Raw genomic sequence first — 16030 nt, 5'->3', positions numbered from 1 at the left:
CGAGTCGGACGTCTGTTTACTTAACTAGTTATTTCTGGGTCAGTTTATATCTGTTCTTTATTTATTTGTTCGAAGTAAGTAAATGATTGCTCTAAAAGATTCACCAGCTGGTCGCTCTGCTCCTTGCCCAAGTAATCAATTAACCCTTCAAAAATATTCGTAGCCTGTTCACTGGCCTCTTTGGCAATTTGTTTACCCTTTTCAGATAACGTTATTTCAGCTATTCTTCGATCTGTTGGATGGACCGAACGTTTGACATAATCATTTTTAATCAAATTATTAATCATTTGGGTTACGGTTGGAGAAGTGACCTGCAAAATTTTACTAATATCAGAAACAGTAATGCCTTCGCTGTCCGCCTGTTTACTACCTTCTTTTACAGCCAGCAGTAAACGAACTTCACTTGCTTTAATGTTCCATTTGGTTTGTTGTTTTCGCCAGTCTGACTTTGCTAAACGTGAGAACAGACTTCTTAATTGTGTAACATTCTCATAACTATTTGCATTCATTTTTACCACCTCAATTGTTATTTTATCGTAAACGAATACAGCAAACACAAGAGCTTTCAATATTCGGGAATGATAATGAAGGTATTAACTCAAAATAAATCTTGAAAATATAAAAATCAGCCTTATAATATTCATTAGGTTTCCTACCTAATTATTTTATCAAGATATAAGTTTTAAAACAATAGTAAAGGGGAATGGAATGGAGAACTTATCACAGAAACAAAAAGTTGTTGTAATGATCGCGTTAATGGCATCGATGTTTTTTGCGGCCATCAATCAAACGCTTGTCAGTTCAGCTATGCCAAGGATTATCGCTATGTTGGGCGGCTTGGATTATTACTCATGGGTCATCACGGTTTATATGCTAACCTCTACGGTGGCTACTATTTTGGTTGGTAAGTTATCGGATATCTACGGACGAAAACCGTTCCTATTAACTGGAATTGTCATTTTCATGTTGGGTTCCTTTCTTACCGGCTTATCCACTAATATCTTTCAGATGATTGTGTATCGAGGAATTCAGGGCATAGGTGGTGGAGTTTTGATGTCCGTCACGACAATGGCCGTTGGTGATTTATTTATGCCTCGTGAAAGAGCGAAATGGACAGGACTCATGATGGCTATTTTCGGTTTTTCCAGCGTTGTTGGACCGACCTTAGGTGGTATCATGATTGATAATATGGATTGGAAATGGTTGTTTTGGGCGTTTTTGCCTCTTGGAATTGTCGCTTTTATGATGATCTTACGGATGTTTCCAAAGACACCCCGTGTTCAATCTGAATCGATTGATTATTGGGGTTCGCTCTTTTTGTCTCTTTTCATTATTACGCTTTTATTAGGCTTTTCTTGGGCAGGATCAAAATATTCATGGAACTCCATAGAGATTATTGGACTGTTTATAGCAGCGCTAATCTTCGCTGTCATTTTGATTCTGATTGAACGCAAAGTAAAAAGCCCCGTTTTGCCATTGTCCCTTTTTAAAAACGGGATTGTAACCAATTCTAACGTTGTTGGATTTCTTATGAATGCAGGAATGATGGGGGCTATGGTATATTTGCCTTTTTTCGTACAGGGCGTTAAGGGCTTAAGTCCGACCCAATCTGGATTTGTTAATATGCCTATGTCATTGATGATGGTCATACTGAGCAGTATGGCTGGTCGATGGATATCTAAATCAGGAAAATACAAGCGCTATGCAATTTTCGGTATCTTTTTCATGATCCTGGGTATGTTGCTGATGGGATTTATGAACAGTATTGCATTAGCTGTGGTGAGTATGTGTTTGTTTGGATTGGGACTAGGATTAGGGATGCCAGTCTTTACATTAGCTGCTCAAAATGCAGTTCCGTTAAACCAACTGGGTGTGGTAACGGCTACAGCAACCTTGTTTAGAAATTTAGGAGGAACGATTGGGATCGCTGTATTCGGTTCTATCATGAACTCCATACTTAAGCGGAAGTTGGAAGAAACGATTGCTTCAGGAGAAGGTCTGAATCTGTCTCAATTAGACCCACAGCAAGCGGAACAACTGGTACCATTTCTAAATCCGCAAGTTCTATTGGATCAACCAAAATTAAAGATGATTGAAGCTACGTTGCCGGAAGGACTTCAATTGTATTTTGCACAAATGATGGATATGCTCCGATCCGTATTGAGCGATACGCTGTCAACTGTGTTTTTTACTGGGGCTGGGATCTTGGTTGTCGCACTGGTGTTGGTCTTCTTCCTCAAAGAAATACCGCTCCGTTCTGCCGATAAAGGTACATCACAGCAAGAAAGCTAACCGGAGCAATACGGGTACTATCGGAAGATGATGATGAAATTCTGCAAAAATAAAAATAAGCTGATCGCGATGGTGCGATCGGCTTATTTTCTGTACAGGTCATCTCATCCACGTATTATGCTTGTTCGTCATTTAAAAGATTATATTTCATCGCATATTCAACAAGTTCCCTTTTTCTAGAAACGTTAAGTTTATTCATAATTCTCGTCTTATGAGTATCAACTGTTTTGATACTCAACATTAATTCCTGAGCCGTCTCAACTAGAGAATATCCTCTTGCAAGAAACCGTAAGACCTCACGTTCGCGGGGACTTAAAATTACGTAAGGATTTCGTGAATCGGTTTCTGACGGCGTTCTTTTAAGTATTGATGAAATCAATGTCTGAGTTTCTTTTGGCCGAAGGTATACATATCCGTTCATAACGGTATCAATAGCTGTATATAATTCTTCATCTACTGCCGCCTTAGGAACGTAACCTGAAGCCCCTGCATGCATGATAGATGTTATGTAGTCTTCATCTTCATGCATTGTAAGTACAATTACTTTAGCTTGTTCATGACGCATTTTTATTTCTCTGAGAACTTGAATTCCGTCCAGGCGTGGCATACTGATGTCGAGTATTAAAATATGAGGTCTTATATCTTCATAAAGCCGAATTGCTTCCACTCCATCGGCAGCTTCACCTACAACTTTTAAGGATGGTTTCTTATGCAGTAGCAGTTTTAAGCCCGATCTCAGTAAAGAGTGGTCATCAACTAGCATGATTTGGACTGTCTGTTCCATTACTGCCCCCTTTTTCCAATGGTAGCGGGATAGACACCATGAGTTCGGTCCCACCGATATTCGTAGTTTTGACAGAGAAAGAACCGCCAAGCAACTCGGCTCTTTCCTTCATACCATATATTCCAATTCGATTTTGCTGGCGAGCCCTTTCAAAATCCTCCTGCTGGATACCGTGCCCGTTATCATGGATCGTCAATTGTATACCATGATCTACGATGCTCATATTAATCACAATCTGGGTGGCTACTGTATGCTTGACTACATTAGTTAGGCTTTCTTGAAGAATTCGATACAAGGCTACAGCAGCATGATTATCGATAATCATTTCATCTTTAGGGACGAATAGGATAACCGCAATACCGTATTTCTCTTCAAACTTTCTAGTATATTTCTTTATTGCCGGGATTAAACCCATATCATCTAAAATGGGTGGCCTTAATTCTACCGCTAAATCTCTAATTTCTCGCAAAATACTTGCCGCAATCTCTCGGCTGGAGTTCAACAACTCCTGCTGTTCGATATCTTTAGCTTCATTAGCCAAAACACGCATTGTGACCATCAGAGAAGTAAGAGCTTGGCTTGTTTCATCATGAAGTTCACGAGAAATTCTTTTTCTCTCATCCTCCTGAGCAGATAACAGCTTCAAGATAAGCGTGTCTCGAAGCTTGTCTTTTTCTTGAAGTTCCTTCAATAGTGTTTCTACCTCAGTGTTAGAGTTAATTAAGTTGTCAGCCATTTCATTGAAAGCTTGCGCTAGTTTCCCTACTTCGTCTTCACTTGTTACTTTAGCCCTCAAAGTCAAATTTCCAGCTGATATGCCTGTTGCAACAGCAACCAAACTATTAATCGGTTTCGTAATAAAGCGAGTCACATAATAAGTGATTCCAGCAGTTGCTATGCAAACCAATAATGTCGCTAAAATCAATTCACCAATCTTAATGAAAATATAGGTTTTTGCCTGTTTTTCCTCCATGCCAACGCGAACAAATCCTACCTCTCCTCCTTCTATGGGAACGAGGATATCGTGGATATTCCCTTCGTCTGAAGTTAGTGTGGCAACTTGTTGACTATTTAAGCCATTAGGAGTATGTGAAGGTAATATTCCCTTTGGTATGTGATTGGAGAACGTGTGCCCTACAAGACTGTTATTACTATTGATTATCAAGATATAACGAACATCTTCATTCGCTTTTTGTGCCTGGGAGATGAGGAGATGAATTGAAAATTGATCATCAGTAAGAATGTAGTCAGAGGACAATGCCGCAATATTATTCGCAATATTGACTCCGCGTTTCGTAAGCTCTTCACCCATCATTTTTGTAAGTGAATCCCAAATGATCCATCCTAAAACTGAGGCAAGAAAGAGTAGCGCAACGATAATAGTTCCAAATATCTTTTGGTTTATCTGAAATTTTTTCATCCATCTCATAAGTGACCTCATTTATAAAACCCTGTACTGTAAGCGGTGTCATATAATTGCGGATCAAAAGGAACAAATCGATCAATGCATAAACCCTGCAACGCTGGTTTTATGGTTTCTTGCTCGTGAATGGTTAAAAAACTCTCTCTAATAATTTTCTTTTCTTCATCTGGTAAACTGCTACTGATTACCACTGGACTGGTACCTGTTGGCTCTGACTTAGCAATAATTTGTAACGTATCTGCTAATTCAGGATTTTTTAGTTTGGCTTGTTCGTAAACCAAACTATTCACAGCAGCAGCATCAACAACCCTATCTATTACTGCTTTCAGAGAGTTTTCATGATTGTACGTATAAACATAGCTGCCAAAGAAATGCTCCGGAGTTTCACCAAAATCAGCTAACTTTTCGCTTACAAAAATATAACTGGAATAACTGGTGGGATCGGTAATGGCGACACTTTTTCCTCTTAAATTATTGATATCTATAATATTGCTGTCACGATTTACAACAAGATAACCATAATAGTACGGTACTCCCATTCGCTCCTGCATTGCAATTGCTTCAAATCCCTCGACTTGTTTGTAAGTTAAATACGCACCCGATGAAAGCAAGGCTATGTCAGCACCACCGTTCATCATTAGCATGCTTAATTCATGGTAACTCTTGCGCTGAATAAGAATTGCTGGCCTATTGAGTTTCTCACCCAGATAATCTGCAATTTTTCTGTAGTACATAACCGTATCACTCGGCGATAGTACACTTGAAATTGCCACTCGTATCGGGAAAGGTTCGCTATTTTGGGAAGTAACGGGCGTAACATCAGACTCAGAAAAAACAATTTGATAATTTGAATTTTTGTTCTGGCATCCTGACGCAAGTAACGTAAGCAAAATAATAAGTAGTATTCTCAGCGTCCTTATCATGCTTTTCTCCATTCTTTATAGGGAACTTCAAACAAAAATAACGAATCAACTCGGGGGTAGTAATCTCTGGATTGCATGTAGTGCTCCAAGTATAGCACATCCTCTATGACTACCTATACCCCAGTATTTACAGGATAGTGTACATGATCTTTAGAGTAATCAAGTAAAGAAAGCTTTTTTAAATCTGTAGCAAATTTCGGTACATCTCGTATAGGAATATTTCTGACAAGACCTCCTAAAATATCTTACAAAAAAATCAGATGTTTGCTGATATTTTTACAACGTAAATTTACACGATAATAAAAAACAAGGAGGTTAATATGACGCTAAGCATTTTTGAAAGCACTATCATAAATCCAGTGATCAGCTGAAATTTTCATTCACATCTAACTTGAAACAGGTAAAGGTTATAGAGATTAATACAAATATTTTCGCTAAAGAAAGGTTATGTGTACTAGCACAAAAACCAAAAAACGATGGTTATCTATTTATGTCCTATTCATAACAGCTAAGAATTGAGGTTGATGGTATGATTTCATTTTTAAAGCCGAAGATCAATACTACAAAAATAGCGACAGAACATATTCAAAAAACCTATAAGCTCTTCCGATTGCAATCATTAGTTGGTGTTTTTTTTGGTTACATGGCTTATTATATTGTCCGCAATAACTTTGCATTATCTACTCCTTATCTAAAAGAGCAACTCCACCTTAGTGCTACAGAAGTTGGACTGTTAAGCAGTTGTCTGCTAATTGCGTATGGAATTAGCAAGGGATTCATGAGCAGTCTTGCGGATAAAGCAGATCCTAAAAGGTATATGGCGCTTGGTTTGCTTATGTGCGGACTGGTCAATATAATGATGGGATTTACGACGGCATTCTGGATGTTTGCCGCTCTCGTTGTACTGAACGGTATTTTTCAGGGAATGGGAGTAGGGCCTAGCTTTATTACCATCGCAAACTGGTTTCCTCGTAAGGAGAGAGGTTTTGTCGGCGCCATCTGGAATATATCGCATAATTTGGGTGGTGGTATCGTAGCACCTATCGTTGGCGTCGGCTTTGCTATGCTTGGATCCGACCAATGGCAAGCAGCAAGCTACCAAGTACCGGCAGCGGTTGCTATCGTTTTTGCCATGGTTGTATTAGCCTTGACAAAGGGTTCCCCGGTAAACGAAGGATTGCCGCCTTTAAACGAAATCATCAAGGATGAGCTGGACTCGACTTTGCAACAAAGAGCTGATTCCAAACCGCCAGAGGATATGACTGTCTGGCAAATCTTCAAAAATTATGTATTATGCAATAAAAATGCATGGTTTGTTTCCTTTGTAGACGTTTTTGTATATATGGTTCGTTTTGGCATTATAAGTTGGTTGCCAATTTATCTGTTGAATGTAAAACATTTCACCAAAGTAGAAATGAGCGTTGCCTTTTTATTTTTTGAATGGGCAGCCATTCCGTCCACTCTCTTGGTTGGTTATCTTTCGGACAAGTTTTTCAAGGGATATCGCATGCCACCAGCTATCATTGCTATGGTGTTAATTTTCTTCTGTATAATTGGCTACTGGCAAAGTGGTACTTTATTTGCAACTACGGTCTTTGCCGCGATAATTGGTTGTCTGATTTACGTTCCACAATTTCTGGCTTCCGTACAAACTCTGGAGGTAGTACCACCTTTTGCGGTTGGTTCCGCGGTTGGTTTACGGGGCTTTATGAGCTATATCTTGGGTGCATCTTTAGGTACTACCCTCTTTGGTGTGATGGTTGACAAAGTAGGCTGGAATGGTGGTTTCTATGTACTATTGTCTGCTGTTGTCTGCTGCATTATTTTCTGTATATTGACCCATTTAGGGGCAAAAGAGCTAGAACGCAACAAGAAACAGGAAGCCTCAGAATTATAAAAAATGGCCCGAATTCTGAACAAGAGAGTTCGGGCTTTAAGCTTATATCCCATACGAAAAACACTAGAGCAGAACCAAAAGCACCAGATGCACTCTACAGCTTGAATGCATATAAAAAAGGTAGCACTTACTAGCGCTACCTTTTTTGGCTTTTTTACAAAGTAACTTCTGTTTCCTGTTTTGTGAATTGTGGAACTGGTGGTGTTTTGCGATTCAACATACTAACCCCTAATGCCGTCAGGGCTTCTGCAATAGGTACTGCCAGCCAAATACCATTTACCCCGAACCATTTAGGTAGGATAAACAACAGAGGAATAACCAGCAGGACACCACGGGTTAATATAATCCATAGTGATTTACGTATCTTCTGTATGGCTTGGAAGTACTCTCCATATACCAGATTATATCCTAAGAAAAGATAGTTGACAAAAAATAGATTCATCCCGTTCACGGTGATTTGAATCAACTCTTTAGATTGAATGTCAAACAACATGATAAATACATTTGAAAACAAAACTCCAAAAAGTAAGGCAGCTACTCCAAAAATCCAACCAGTTTTTACTGTTAAACGTAAGCTAGCTCGCAATCGTTCACTTAATCTTGCGCCATAATGAAAGCTTGCAATTGGTTGAAGAGCCGCCCCTACCCCCATGAACAATAGCAATAGCATGGCATGAATATAATTGACGATGGCATATGCTGCAACACCCTGTGCACCCAGATATTTCATGAAAGCTAGGTTGTATGCCAATGTAGTGATCGCGATGGTACTCTCAGCAATAAAGCTAGGGAAGCCAATATTTACTATTTGCCCAATTTCCTTTAGCTGAAATCGGAAGGCCACAAAACGCAATGTGCTACCTTTCTTACAAAAGTGAGTAAGTAGAACTAAAAAACCAATAGCAGCCGATAATATCGTAGCATAGGCTGCCCCTTTTACACCCATCCCCATCATGAAAATAAAGATATAGTTAAATATTATATTAAGGACCGATGTGACAATTAGGCCCATCATTGCTAGCTTGGGGTTTCCGTCATTACGGATAAAAATGCTCAAGATGTTTTCTAATACATAAACCATCCCGAAAGTTAACAGCACACGTAAATAATCAAGTACATAAGGCAAGATTGCCTTGTCAGCTCCAAAAATATAGGCAATTTGTTCAATATTTGTTAAGCAAACGACCATTATTAGACTAACCAATAGAATTGCCAGTGTAAAAGATTGAGTAAAAATCTGGCGAGCGTGTGTTACTTCATTTCTTCCCAAGGCAGCTGAATAGAGAGTAGCTCCACCCATTCCGATCCAAAGAGAGATAGAAAGGAAGATGGAAAAGGCGGGTACGGAGATGTTTACCCCAGCTAGTCCTTCTGGCCCTACCCCCCGACTGACAAATACCCCATCCACAAAAATATTAATCGACATAAGTAGCATGCCGAGTACAGAAGGGATGAGATACGAGATGAATAGCTTTGGCACGGGGGTCTCCCTTAGTTTAATTGCTGCGTCTGTCATAATACGACCTCCTTGTGATAGCTCTTATTGTAAACCTTCAAGCTACTTGAAGCTCAAGGGGGCGCAAAAATTTTTTTGTTTGTCAGTCAATAAATTTATTTGAAATCAGTCAGTTATAAGGGAGGTAGAGGGTTGGATTGGAATTTGGATTTCAGTAACAAATTCATCGGATTCACTGGTGATAGATAAATCTACAATGCCTAGCTCATAGGATTTATCAGTAATCTCATAATTACGCCTTCTGATTGCTGAAAGGAGGCGTTCATAGGACTGATCGAGCTGTTCGTAAGGTCCATAATGCATGGTACATGCGTACAAACCAGCTGGAATACTGGCATAGCGCTCTTTATCAACCGGAAGATCATCAATCATGATAAATAAACTATTGTAATCTTGATATTCCCCTTTTAGGATGGAGGATTTGGACACAGAAGTACCAATATCGCCAGCAAATAATGATACCTCTAAAAGCTGAAGATCACTTTGTAATGTATTAAGGTGATACTCAAACTCTTCATCAGAGAGGTCTGCTTCTACGACTATGGAGTGAATATAGCGCTTCGGTAAATCTTTAAATACGACGGAATCATCCGGTTTATCTACGCCTTGTTTGATGGTTGTGATCTTACTTTCCAAGCGATTTAGCATGTAGGCGATTTCCTGTTGTTTTTGTTTAAGCGATGTTCTTTGTTTTTCTAGGATGTCCAAAGCTAGATCTGGGGTACGTTCATCCATAAATCTTTTAATCTCTTGGAGTGGAATACCTAAATGGCGAAAAAACTTAATAGAAGTTAAAGTAGAAAATTGATCAATTGTGTAGTAACGGTATTGTGTTTTCTGATCAATACTTTTAGGCTGAAAAATGCCTTTTTCATCATAATAGCGAAGCGTTGATTCGGCGATCCGGTGCATACGAGCCATCTTGCCAATTGTAAATCGATTTTTCATAACAGATTCCTCCGGTTTGGACACAGGTTTCTCCTTTGTTTCCTAGTAATACATTATCTTGTCCAGTTATACAAAATCAATAAAGCCCTATAAGCATAAAAAAAAGACAGACGAAATGAGGAGTTTCGTCTGTCTTTATGAGATAACATGGATAGGGATTTTATTGATCCTCTATTCCGAAATAAGTGGTTTATCCGATGAATTCTTGTACCCAGTAACCGTTATAGTATCCTACTCCGATTTTTGTAAAGGAAGAATCCATAATGTTTCTACGGTGTCCGTCGCTACCCATCCAGTCTTTCATAACTTCTTCTGCAGAACGTTGTCCCTCAGCGATGTTTTCACCAGCTGTACGGAAAGAAATGTCATACTGCTTCATCATGTCGAATGGAGATCCGAAAGTTGGGCTGTCATGATCAAAATAATTGTTTTGTGCCATGTCTTTTGCTTTGTCTGTTGCCATTTTAGATAGTTCTTTATCCATGCTAAGTGGTTTCAGACCAGCCTTTGCACGCTCCTGGTTTACGATATCTACTACTTCGTTCACCATTGCGCTTGCTTCAGAAGATACGTTCTCTTTTGAATCGCTATCTTTTACTGGCTCTTTGATGGAAGGTTTTTTCTGTTCGTCTACAGAAGCTTTATCGGAATCCTTTTTAGAAGTCTCTTTGTCAGCCCATCTGTCTTTACCCTTTGATTTAGAAGGTAATTCAATGTCGCAATCTTCAATGTTTTTCAATTGATCGACGATGGATTTTCCCTTATCCGAATTTTGATTTAAAAGGCTATTTAATACATCGGTAGGAAGACAATCCTTAGAGTTTCCTTGCTTCTGTTTAAGTAAATCAGGCAATGCATTCAGATCAAGGTTAGCAGTACCTTTTTGGATCGGTAACTTTTTCACCGTGCAATCTGGAGAAGCAGCAAATGCAGACGTAGCGATACCGCTTACTGCCATTCCTACTGCCAATGCAAATACTGTTTTAGACATCCATTTTTTCTTCACTTCTCATCGCTCCTTTTTTTTACCTACGAGGTTAGTTGTCGGGTTCGGATTGAGGATACAAACCTACGCAGCATCCATGTGCGATTCACCCCAGGCGGTTAGCATAAGCCATACACCATCAGTCATCCCCCGTACTTCTCATGACTTGGGAAGTTTCGGCAAACTCAGAATAACAAAGTTACCAGCAAGGAAAAAGCGGTAGATAATTGGTAAAAGTAGATAAAAATTCCTATTAAAATTTGATGAGAAAAGGAGGAACTAGGAAGAGTTCAAGTGGCTAAAGGGATGAAGCTGGATCAAAATAATAGAAAATAGAGGCAGCGATAACAGGTAAGTTGGAAGAAAAAAAGCACATTTGTTAAGTTTAGGAGGGGAGTGAAGTAAATAAAACGATGAAAAATAGAAGGAATTGTAAATTTTTTTACTCCTATAAAAGGGTAATTTGCACGAGTTGGACTATGCAACAATCAACTAGATGTTAGAATTTAGAGTAAGAAACTAGAAATAATAAGAATGTAGGAAGAGGGAGGTGGATACAAGAGGAAAACAAACTTATATTTGTTGTTGTTAGAAAAATGTGATAATATCAGTTGTTGCATTCTAGGAGGGGGGATGAATGATGGCATTCCATTCTGTTTTATCGTCGGAATATTTAGAACTATTGGAGGATGTATTTGAAAAAGCATATGAATGTATAGTGGTGACTGATCCAGAGGGGATTATTCTAATGATGAATCATAAATATCGGAATTTTATTGGCATAGCTGACCCAATCGGTAGGCATGTTACGACGGTTATTGAGAATACGCGAATGCATGTAGTAGCCAAAACTGGCATAGCAGAGCTGGCTGAGGTTCAACGTATTAATGGCCGGGAGATGATAGCGAACCGTGTCCCTATCTATCGGGAAGAGAAAATGATTGCTGTACTCGGAACTGTTATGTTTCAGGATGTGCGGCAGCTTCACGCTTTGTCTGCTACTGTAGATCAATTAAAACAAGAATTAGATTACTATAAAGGTGAATTACAGAGGAAGCTGAGAGCAACCTATCGTTTTGAACAGATTGTGAGCACCAGCGACTTAATGAACAAATGTAAGGAACTGGCAATGAAGGTTGCTAACAGCGATACAACCGTACTGATTACAGGAGAGAGTGGCACGGGAAAAGAATTGTTTGCGCATGCTATTCACGCGGCAAGTCAGAGGGCGATGGGACCATTTATTCGTGTAAATTGTGCGGCTATCCCGGATAATTTATTGGAGTCCGAGCTGTTTGGATATGAAGAGGGAGCATTTACAGGGGCTCTACGCAAAGGAAAAAAAGGTAAGTTTGAACTAGCAGATCGAGGTACAATCCTTTTAGATGAAATTGGGGATATGCCACTAGCTCTACAAGCCAAGATCTTACGCATTTTACAAGAAAAAGAAGTAGAGCGAGTTGGGGCGAGTCGGCCACTATCACTAAATGTACGAGTGATTGCTTCTACTAATAAAGATATGATCGCTTTGATGAAAGCAGGCAAATTTCGCGAGGATTTATTTTATCGTTTGCATGTTGTTACCCTTACAATACCACCGCTTCGGGATAGGTTGGAAGACTTACCATATTTGGTAGAGATTATACGTGAGCAGTTGATGGAGTCAACCGGGATTGTAGTGAAAGGAATGGATGAAGAGGTATGGGAGCTGTTACGTTATCACAGCTGGCCTGGCAACGTCAGAGAATTACGTAATGTATTGGAGCGTGCCATGCATATGATGGAGGGAAAGTGGATTAGGGCCGAACATATTCTGTTACCTACATCCATACCAGGAAGCCCCATGCTACAGAGTAGCTTTCCTAGCCTCAAGGAGTGGTTAGCAAAAGCTGAACGAGAGGCGTTGCAACAGGCCGTACAACTTGCTGGGGGAAATAAACGAGAGGCAGCAAAACTGCTCGGAATTAGTAAATCAAGCTTCTATCAAAAGTGGGAGAAGCTAATCGACAGGCAAATAAAACAAGTGAAGTAGTAAGTCCAAGATACCGGAATGAGTCCAGAATCTTGGACTTTTTTATATGTACAGCTTACAACCAATGATTCATAAAGAGGAGAGCTTTTATGTATTTGCAGGACGCGAAGTATTACGTGATTTTTTTCCGGAAATTTGGACTTAAACTCAGGGGCGGCATGCGAAATCGTTCAGCTTGTAAAAGGCTGGGTACGATGAAAATGTTGTTAGTATCTGTCAGATTGACTGGAATGATGTTACATAACACCTTTGCTCAATAAATGGCATAAATCATGCTTCTTTATAGAGGATAGACACATTTTTGTCAGATGAGAGAGGGGAATTATTTATGTTTTTAGAGATCGTAGCGATCCTTGTGTCTTTATGTTTACTAATGTTTTTTGCATATCGAGGCTATCCTGTTATCGTATTTGCCCCCATTTTTACTCTATTGGCTGTCGTCCTATCGGGCTTAGCGTTACTGCCAAGCTATACAGAGACATTTATGACAAATGCAGCTAATTATATTAAGGCATTCTTCCCTGTATTTTTATTAGGAGCGATTTTCGGTAAAGTGATGGAATTAAGCGGAGCGGCTGGTTCTATCGCACAGACAATCGTCAAAGGGCTGGGATCAAATCGAGCCATGTTATCCATTGTATTAGCTTGTGCAATCCTCACCTATGGTGGTGTCTCCTTGTTCGTTGTAGCGTTTGCTGTCTATCCATTTGCAGCAGCTCTTTTTCGGGAGGCGAATATTCCTAAACGCTTGATTCCAGGCACGATAGCTTTGGGAGCGTTTACATTCACGATGGATGCATTGCCCGGTACACCACAGATTCAAAATATTATTCCAACGAATTACTTTGGGACAGATGCCTATGCGGCTCCACTTGTGGGAATTGTGGGAGCCTTCATGATTTTCGTAGGCGGGATGCTTTGGTTGGAAAGACGTCGCAAGCAGGCGGCCATAGCAGGAGAGGGATATGGTGACAATCACAAAAATGAGCCAGAAGCAAAAGAAGCTGAAAAGTATCCTCATATTGCCTTGGCTATCTTACCTTTGTTGCTTGTACTCCTCACCAATTTTCTATTAAGCAGAGGATTCATTGCAGTTGATAGCTGGTACGACCCAGCTATGCTTCAAGAAAAATTTAAGATTGAGAATGTAAAGACGGTAGCTTCTTCGTGGGCTTTGATCATTGCGTTGCTAGTAGGGGTTATTTCAGCTCTAGCTATAAATGTAAAAGCGGTGCATAGCAAACTGGCAGCAGGCCTTACGACAGCAGCAATGGGGGCTTTACTTGCCATCTTTAACACAGCTTCTGAAGTAGGCTTTGGGAACGTGGTAAAAACGTTGCCAGGGTTCAAAATCATTCAAAGCTGGATTTTGGGGGCAAGCGATCATCCATTGGTTTCTGAAGCCTTAGCGGTAAATGTACTGTCTGGAATGACTGGCTCAGCCTCTGGTGGTTTGTCGATTGCCTTGGAAGTAATGGGAAAACAGTACGTAGAGCTAGCAGATGCTGTTGGTATTTCACCTGAACTACTACATCGGATTGCGTCAATGGCTTCAGGAGGGATGGATACGTTACCTCATAATGGTGCTGTTATTACACTATTGGCTATCACTGGACTTACGCACCGTCAGTCCTACAAGGATATTTTTATCATTACCGTATTGAAGACAGTGACGGTTTTCATACTGGCTTTCGTGGTTTCCATTTTCTAATAAGATGGGTGTTGAAAAAGATAAGGATAAGGCTTTTGCCATGATAATAAGGAATAGGAGAAATGTCTAATGGGGTTATTAGATCAAAGAGTAGCATTAATTACTGGGGCTGCGAGCGGTATTGGTTATGAGATGGCACAGCATTTTGCCAAGGAAGGAGCGATCATCGCCATTGCTGATCTTAATGCGGGAGCGGTTGCGATGTCAGCAGAGAAGCTACGTCAGCAGGGGAATAAGGTGATCGGCTTATGCTGTGATGTTTCAAATGAGGAGCAGGTTGCAGTCAGCGTACAGCGGGTTGTCGAAGAGTACGGCAGATTGGAGATTTTAATTAATAATGCAGGTCTACAGCATGTGTCCCCAATCGAAGAGTTCCCGACAGAACGTTTTGAGCTGTTGTTGAAAGTCATGCTAGTGGGACCCTTTTTAGGCATTAAGCATGCGTTTCCTATAATGAAACAACAGGGATATGGTCGGATTTTAAATATGTCTTCTATAAATGGACTGATCGGATTTGCGGGAAAGGCGGCTTACAACAGTGCCAAGCATGGAGTGATTGGACTGACGAAAGTAGCCGCATTAGAAGGGGCCGTGCATGGGATTACAGTAAATGCTTTGTGTCCCGGCTATGTTGATACTCCATTAGTACAAAATCAGTTGAAGGATTTGGCTGTTACTCGTAATGTACCGTTAGAAAAAGTACTGGAGGAAGTCATTTACCCATTAGTCCCTCAGAAGAGATTGTTGTCCGTAGAGGAGATTGCAGACTATGCCTCTATGCTGGTAAGCGATAGATTAAAGGGAGTAACAGGTATCGCCGCAGCTATTGATGGAGGATATACTGCCCAATAAAAAGCCTTAACTGAAGAATGCAATAGAAAAAGCAGGTAATAGAGAAGAATCAGAGGATTCCTTTCGCTATTACCTGCTTTTCTATCTATTTTCTTATTGGAAAGAAAACGTAATTTCTTCTAAAGCTTCAATAAAATCAACGGTCATACTTTTATCTTCAATAAACCACATGTCATCTTGCTCAAAAAAGAAGGTGATGCCTTCAACCGTACTGGAGAGTGCAATTTCATTCGGTTCGGCTTTAGAAATCCCCATGGAATAGCTTTTATGTAGGCTGGTACCCCCACCGTATCGGACGAAAAAGCGAATGGAATCGCCTGATTTGAAGCCCCAGTCTTTTTTGAACCAAGCAAGTGCTTGTGGTGTAATGGTAATGGACATTGAGAGCCACTCCTTCATCATGTCATCTGGAGATTGGTCGATACAGAAGTATCCTTTTATTGTAGCATACCAGATTTTTATTGAAACATGATAGGATATAAGTGTAAAGTCTAAAAAAGTTAGTTAAAAAAATACAGGAAAACGTGTGAGAAACATCACATACATATATATGGTTATCGAGTAAGATTAGAGTGTACCAAGGAGCTGAATAGAAAAAGATAGCCCCAAGGCGGTTTATAAGGAATTGCTTTTATGCACTACTTAACATCATTAACAAAAGTTCCTT

The 16030-nt window shown here is 40.0% G+C and carries 13 protein-coding genes and 1 riboswitch; of the genes, 5 read left to right on the top strand and 8 right to left on the bottom strand.

Annotated features, from left to right (window positions below; all coding sequences use genetic code 11):
• Nucleotides 1-44 precede the first annotated feature (44 nt).
• A complete protein-coding gene (locus BrL25_RS07875; RefSeq protein WP_018670290.1) occupies nt 45-509 on the bottom strand; it encodes a MarR family winged helix-turn-helix transcriptional regulator in 465 nt (154 codons plus the stop codon).
• Between the two features lie 199 nt (nt 510-708).
• On the opposite strand from BrL25_RS07875, the gene BrL25_RS07870 reads away from it, so the two are divergent.
• On the top strand, nt 709-2292 hold the full coding sequence (locus tag BrL25_RS07870) for an MDR family MFS transporter (protein WP_018670291.1): 1584 nt from the start codon (nt 709-711) through the stop codon (nt 2290-2292).
• 115 nt (nt 2293-2407) lie between these two features.
• On the opposite strand, the gene BrL25_RS07865 is transcribed toward BrL25_RS07870, so the two are convergent.
• Genes BrL25_RS07865 through BrL25_RS07855 form a run of 3 tightly spaced genes read right to left on the bottom strand, consistent with a single transcriptional unit; the run spans nt 2408 to nt 5422 of the window.
• Nucleotides 2408-3076, bottom strand: coding sequence for a response regulator (locus BrL25_RS07865; protein WP_018670292.1), 669 nt, complete (start codon nt 3074-3076; stop codon nt 2408-2410).
• A complete protein-coding gene (locus tag BrL25_RS07860; protein WP_018670293.1) occupies nt 3045-4505 on the bottom strand; it encodes a HAMP domain-containing sensor histidine kinase in 1461 nt (486 codons plus the stop codon). Before BrL25_RS07860 ends, BrL25_RS07865 begins: the two co-directional genes overlap by 32 nt.
• A gap of 8 nt (nt 4506-4513) precedes the next feature.
• Nucleotides 4514-5422: a substrate-binding domain-containing protein gene (locus BrL25_RS07855; RefSeq protein WP_018670294.1), complete on the bottom strand. Its 909-nt coding sequence runs from the start codon at nt 5420-5422 to the stop codon at nt 4514-4516.
• Between the two features lie 529 nt (nt 5423-5951).
• On the opposite strand from BrL25_RS07855, the gene pgtP reads away from it, so the two are divergent.
• Nucleotides 5952-7319 (top strand): phosphoglycerate transporter PgtP, encoded by a 1368-nt coding sequence (gene pgtP, locus BrL25_RS07850; RefSeq protein WP_018670295.1) that lies wholly within the window; start codon nt 5952-5954, stop codon nt 7317-7319.
• A 154-nt stretch (nt 7320-7473) separates the two neighbouring features.
• Here the strand turns inward: pgtP and BrL25_RS07845 are convergent, their stop codons facing one another.
• From BrL25_RS07845 to BrL25_RS07835, 3 genes are all read right to left on the bottom strand, one after another.
• Complete coding sequence (locus tag BrL25_RS07845) at nt 7474-8835, bottom strand: MATE family efflux transporter (RefSeq protein WP_018670296.1); 1362 nt, start codon at nt 8833-8835, stop codon at nt 7474-7476.
• A 105-nt stretch (nt 8836-8940) separates the two neighbouring features.
• Nucleotides 8941-9783, bottom strand: coding sequence for a MerR family transcriptional regulator (locus BrL25_RS07840; RefSeq protein WP_018670297.1), 843 nt, complete (start codon nt 9781-9783; stop codon nt 8941-8943).
• Nucleotides 9784-9973: 190 nt separating this feature from the next.
• Nucleotides 9974-10789 carry a CAP domain-containing protein gene (locus BrL25_RS07835; RefSeq protein WP_018670298.1) on the bottom strand — a complete coding sequence of 272 codons (816 nt, stop codon included), beginning with the start codon at nt 10787-10789 and terminating at the stop codon, nt 9974-9976.
• A gap of 5 nt (nt 10790-10794) precedes the next feature.
• Nucleotides 10795-10960, bottom strand: a riboswitch (cyclic di-AMP (ydaO/yuaA leader).
• A 445-nt stretch (nt 10961-11405) separates the two neighbouring features.
• Here BrL25_RS07835 and BrL25_RS07830 point away from each other — a divergent pair.
• The 3 genes from BrL25_RS07830 (at nt 11406) to BrL25_RS07820 (ending at nt 15363) form a co-directional block, all read left to right on the top strand.
• A complete protein-coding gene (locus BrL25_RS07830) occupies nt 11406-12800 on the top strand; it encodes a sigma-54 interaction domain-containing protein (RefSeq protein ID WP_018670299.1) in 1395 nt (464 codons plus the stop codon).
• A gap of 328 nt (nt 12801-13128) precedes the next feature.
• Nucleotides 13129-14511 carry a GntP family permease gene (locus BrL25_RS07825; RefSeq protein WP_018670301.1) on the top strand — a complete coding sequence of 461 codons (1383 nt, stop codon included), beginning with the start codon at nt 13129-13131 and terminating at the stop codon, nt 14509-14511.
• A 69-nt stretch (nt 14512-14580) separates the two neighbouring features.
• Nucleotides 14581-15363, top strand: coding sequence for a 3-hydroxybutyrate dehydrogenase (locus BrL25_RS07820; RefSeq protein WP_018670302.1), 783 nt, complete (start codon nt 14581-14583; stop codon nt 15361-15363).
• Nucleotides 15364-15456: 93 nt separating this feature from the next.
• Here the strand turns inward: BrL25_RS07820 and BrL25_RS07815 are convergent, their stop codons facing one another.
• Nucleotides 15457-15744: a HesB/YadR/YfhF family protein gene (locus BrL25_RS07815; RefSeq protein WP_018670303.1), complete on the bottom strand. Its 288-nt coding sequence runs from the start codon at nt 15742-15744 to the stop codon at nt 15457-15459.
• Nucleotides 15745-16030: the final 286 nt, after the last annotated feature.

This window comes from Brevibacillus laterosporus DSM 25 (genome assembly GCF_002706795.1).
In the GTDB taxonomy this organism is placed as follows: Bacteria; Bacillota; Bacilli; order Brevibacillales; family Brevibacillaceae; genus Brevibacillus_B; species Brevibacillus_B laterosporus.
The sequence above is the reverse complement of the archived record's forward strand: the minus strand, read 5'-3'. Positions and strand labels throughout refer to the sequence as shown.

Coding starts and splice junctions, on each gene's coding strand:
- BrL25_RS07830 (WP_018670299.1), top strand. CDS start 11,406: ATGATGGCATTCCATTCTGTTTTATCGTCGGAATATTTAGAACTATTG.
- BrL25_RS07845 (WP_018670296.1), bottom strand. CDS start 8,835: ATGACAGACGCAGCAATTAAACTAAGGGAGACCCCCGTGCCAAAGCTA.
- BrL25_RS07865 (WP_018670292.1), bottom strand. CDS start 3,076: ATGGAACAGACAGTCCAAATCATGCTAGTTGATGACCACTCTTTACTG.
- BrL25_RS07840 (WP_018670297.1), bottom strand. CDS start 9,783: ATGAAAAATCGATTTACAATTGGCAAGATGGCTCGTATGCACCGGATC.
- BrL25_RS07820 (WP_018670302.1), top strand. CDS start 14,581: ATGGGGTTATTAGATCAAAGAGTAGCATTAATTACTGGGGCTGCGAGC.
- pgtP (WP_018670295.1), top strand. CDS start 5,952: ATGATTTCATTTTTAAAGCCGAAGATCAATACTACAAAAATAGCGACA.
- BrL25_RS07825 (WP_018670301.1), top strand. CDS start 13,129: ATGTTTTTAGAGATCGTAGCGATCCTTGTGTCTTTATGTTTACTAATG.
- BrL25_RS07875 (WP_018670290.1), bottom strand. CDS start 509: ATGAATGCAAATAGTTATGAGAATGTTACACAATTAAGAAGTCTGTTC.
- BrL25_RS07855 (WP_018670294.1), bottom strand. CDS start 5,422: ATGATAAGGACGCTGAGAATACTACTTATTATTTTGCTTACGTTACTT.
- BrL25_RS07870 (WP_018670291.1), top strand. CDS start 709: ATGGAGAACTTATCACAGAAACAAAAAGTTGTTGTAATGATCGCGTTA.
- BrL25_RS07815 (WP_018670303.1), bottom strand. CDS start 15,744: ATGTCCATTACCATTACACCACAAGCACTTGCTTGGTTCAAAAAAGAC.
- BrL25_RS07860 (WP_018670293.1), bottom strand. CDS start 4,505: ATGAGATGGATGAAAAAATTTCAGATAAACCAAAAGATATTTGGAACT.